Genomic DNA, 3,926 nt, shown 5'->3' on the forward strand with positions numbered 1-3,926 from the left:
TGATAGCCAAGCGCATTTAAAAAGTTAGCATTGGCATCAATAATAGTGCCATCTAAATTAAATTCGATAACCGCTTGAGATTTACTTATAGCACTAATTTGCCCTGAAGCTTCTGCTGTTATTAACTTTTGCTCAGTCACGTCGGTGGCAAACTTAACTACTTTTAATACTTGCCCTTGCTCATCAACAATTGGGTTATAAGTTGCTTGGATCCATACCTCAGTTCCACCTTTAGCATTACGCTTAAACTCATCTGAGATAAACTCGCCATTACGCAGGCGTTGCCAAAAGTTTTTATAATCGTTGCCCTGAGCTTCATCTGGGTCAACAAACATCGAGTGATGCTGACCTTGAACCTCCTCAAGATGATAGCCCATCGCGTTTAGAAAATTCATATTTGCAGTAATTATTTTTCCGTTAGGTTCAAATTCAATCACCGCTAATGATTTATTCAATGCGTCTACAATTAAATCATTACTTGATTTTGACTGCTTTGGATTACTAAACCATCCCATGCTCATCACCACCTTTAAGTTTATTATTCATTTAGTTTCTATTTGCTAAATATTCATTGTTTTTTGCAGGTCAATTAGCGCTACCATTTTTTCACCAACATTCACCAACCCAGCTACATATTCACAATTACTCGATTCAGACAAACTAGGAACCGCTTTCGCATCTTGCTCCGCAATACTGTAAACATCAGAGACGGCATCAACAGCAACACCTATAATTTTACTACCTAGTTCAAATTCTATTTTGACAACGATAACCACCGTTAATGGTCCATAGTCGACACTTGGTAATCCAAAACGCAACCGTAAATCAATAATTGGCACTATTGTTCCGCGTAAATTAATAACGCCTTTTACAAATTCAGGTGCATTGGGCAGTACTGTAATTTCTTCCCAACTGCGAATTTCTTGTACTGTTAAAATATCAACGCCATATTCTTCATCAGCCATAATAAAAGTTAAAAACTGTTTTACACCTTGCTGTTGCTGAAGATTTAATTGGTTACTTAACTGGCTTTGATCTGAGCTCATAACGCCTCCAAAGTGGCTTGCGTTTCAATAGTTAGTTCTTGGCTACCTGGCTTTTTTAAGCCTGAGAGCTTTATTAAGCCGCTAATGTCCACAATCAGCGATACACGCCCATCTCCTAAAATGGTAGCACCCGATACGCCATCCACTTTATGGTAGTTTGCCTCTAAACTTTTAATAACAACCTGCTGTTGAGACAGTAAATCATCAACTAATAAACCCACCTTTTGGTTATCTGTTTCTACAACAACAAGCAGCGTTTTATCGAGTGATTCAATAGCATTTTTATGATTAAAAATATCGTAGAGTCTTAATATAGGAATGTATTCGTCTCGAAGCCTCAATACATCAAGGCTTTTACCCACTCGACTCACTTTTGCAATATCAATTTGCAGTGACTCCACAATAGAAATGAGCGGAATAATATAAGTATGCTGAGCCACCTTAACTAATTGCCCATCTAAAATAGCGAGAGTAAGGGGTAATCTAATAGTAAACGTAGAACCAACACCGGGCGCTGAGGTTACTTCCACTGAGCCATTTAATGATTGGATATTTCGCTTAACAACATCCATCCCAACTCCACGACCAGATAAGTCACTTACCTCATCCATTGTCGAAAAGCCGGGCATAAAAATAAGCTCATTTATTTCATCGTCACTGAGATGGTTATCAGCTGAGATTAATTCGTTAGCGATGGCTTTTTCTTTTATTTTTTTTGTATTTAACCCTTGCCCATCATCCATTATTTCAATAACGATGTTTCCACCCTGATGAAATGCATTTAAGGTTACTGTGCCAACGGGATCTTTACCTGCCGCCAGTCTTTGCTCAACAGTCTCTAACCCATGATCAAGTGAGTTTCTTACTAAATGCACCATAGGGTCAGATATTTTTTCCATTACTGTTTTATCAAGCTCGGTTTGCTCTCCAATCAGCTTTAGCTCAACCTGCTTATTTAGCTTTTGCGCTATATCTCGCACTAATCGAGGAAAACGACTAAATACAAAATTAATTGGGAGCATACGAATACGCATCACATTTTCTTGTAAATCACGCGTATTATGTGCAAGTTGTGCTAAGCCTTCTTGTAGTAAAGTGATTGTGGCTGGTGTGATTTCTTGTTCGCTGAGTTGATTTAGCATGGCTTGTGTAATAACAAGTTCACCTACCATATTTATTAACGAATCAACTTTATCAATGCCAACACGTATAGAGGTAGATTCTGGTGCACTTGTAGGTTTTTTATCTTTATTAGCAACGGGTTGCTGTGGCTTACTTGGTAACTCAGCTACTTTTATTGAATCGGGTTCTTCAAGCTCAACAGCTTTAGGTATCTCCTCTTGATTAGGTTGTATTGGCTCATCATTGCCAAATAAGCCGCCACATAATTCAACTTTTATATCGGCATCGTCTTCAACCCATTCAAACACTTCTTTTATGGCTTTTTCATCATGGCTAGTGCTTAAAAAAAAGCGCCAATGTAAAAAACATTCATCACTACTTAAATCGGTGATTTCTGGAACTTCATCGTAAAATACTGTGGTTTCTAACTCACCTAGCTCTTCAAGCTCACTGATCATATACAGTGGCTCGTTTCCTGTTTTAAATAAATGATGATGAGGTTTAAAGTCTATTTGATAGGTATTACTACTTGTTTGCTCTTCACAGCTTTGAGGTTTATTCTCATGTGTTTCATTTTTCATTCCAAGTACATGTTCAAATTGAACTTTTAACAAATCTGCTTCGGTTAAATCTGGCTCTTGTTCACCTTGAAGTGCAGCAAGTAAAGCGCGTAAGCAATCCACAGCTTTGAGTAATAAATTAACATGCTCGGTACTAAGCTCTCGTTCACCTTGGCGAATTTGATCTAGTAATGTTTCAAGTACATGAGTAAAGTCAGCAACGGAGCTAAAACCAAATGTCCCACTGCCTCCTTTTATTGAGTGAGCAGCTCTAAAAATAGTGTTGATAGTTTCTAAATCTTCCTCACCTGGCACTAAGTTTAATAGCTCAGCCTCCATGGTATCTAGGCCTTCAAAACTCTCTTCAAAGAAAACTTCAAAAAATTGACTTAAATCTATACTCACACTGCGCTCCTTAGCGAATAACTTTTTTAATTACCGCTAGTAGCTGATCGGGATTAAATGGTTTAACAATCCAGCCTGTTGCCCCAGCAGCTTTACCTTCTACTTTTTTTTCTAAACCCGACTCAGTTGTAAGCATCAGTAATGGTGTAAATTTATAACTAGGCAAAGTACGCAGCTCTCGTATTAATGTAATTCCATCCATTATTGGCATGTTTACATCTGAGATCACGGCATCAAAGTCTTGCTGCTTGGCAATAGCGAGAGCTTCACTGCCATCTTTAGCTTCGGTTACATCAAACCCTGCGGTTTTTAATGTAAAGCTCACCATTTGACGCATCGATGCTGAGTCATCAACCGCTAAAATTCTTTTCATATATACCCCTAACTTTTACTTTCGGTTGTTAAGTATTGGCTTAAGCCAAGTTTATTGATTGTATGTGTTAAGGCCTCGCTACTGCCTACCCAAATGATTTTGTGCTGTATGGTAAGTAGGTGTTTTTGTAAGGCGCATAAAAGTTGAATTGAGGCAGTATCAGCAGAAATCACATCGTTAATATCAAGACAGATATCATCGTTGCTATTGAGTTCGTGCAGTAAATCTTGATGTAGTGTTTCAACTTGCGTAATAGCAAGTTCGCTTGGAAGTTTTAGCATTTAGTAGGTGCATTCCCTGTCAATTCAATTCATAACAAAAGCTTAGCCCTAGTTATTAAAATTGCCATAAAATGCTTAATTAAATTTAAATCGTCGTTAAAAAACAAAAAAAGGAGCCTAAAGCTCCTTTCAAATTGGT

At 37.8% G+C, this 3,926-nt stretch carries 5 protein-coding genes; all 5 read right to left on the minus strand.

Features of this window, described 5'->3' with window-relative positions; all coding sequences use genetic code 11:
* Positions 1–515: PAS domain-containing protein (locus H5072_RS13650; RefSeq protein WP_182693824.1), on the minus strand; the 515-nt coding region annotated here is incomplete at its 3' end.
* A 45-nt stretch (positions 516–560) separates the two neighbouring features.
* Positions 561–1,046: a chemotaxis protein CheW gene (locus tag H5072_RS13655; protein ID WP_002959588.1), complete on the minus strand. Its 486-nt coding sequence runs from the start codon at positions 1,044–1,046 to the stop codon at positions 561–563.
* On the minus strand, positions 1,043–3,133 hold the full coding sequence (locus H5072_RS13660) for a chemotaxis protein CheA (protein WP_182693825.1): 2,091 nt from the start codon (positions 3,131–3,133) through the stop codon (positions 1,043–1,045). Before H5072_RS13660 ends, H5072_RS13655 begins: the two co-directional genes overlap by 4 nt.
* A 10-nt stretch (positions 3,134–3,143) precedes the next feature.
* Positions 3,144–3,506: a response regulator gene (locus tag H5072_RS13665; RefSeq protein ID WP_002959593.1), complete on the minus strand. Its 363-nt coding sequence runs from the start codon at positions 3,504–3,506 to the stop codon at positions 3,144–3,146.
* An 8-nt stretch (positions 3,507–3,514) separates the two neighbouring features.
* Positions 3,515–3,787, minus strand: a complete 273-nt coding sequence (locus H5072_RS13670; RefSeq protein ID WP_002959595.1) for an STAS domain-containing protein — start codon at positions 3,785–3,787, stop codon at positions 3,515–3,517.
* Positions 3,788–3,926: the final 139 nt, after the last annotated feature.

It is taken from the genome of Pseudoalteromonas sp. SR45-5 (assembly GCF_014163565.1).
In the GTDB taxonomy this organism is placed as follows: Bacteria; Pseudomonadota; Gammaproteobacteria; order Enterobacterales; family Alteromonadaceae; genus Pseudoalteromonas; species Pseudoalteromonas distincta.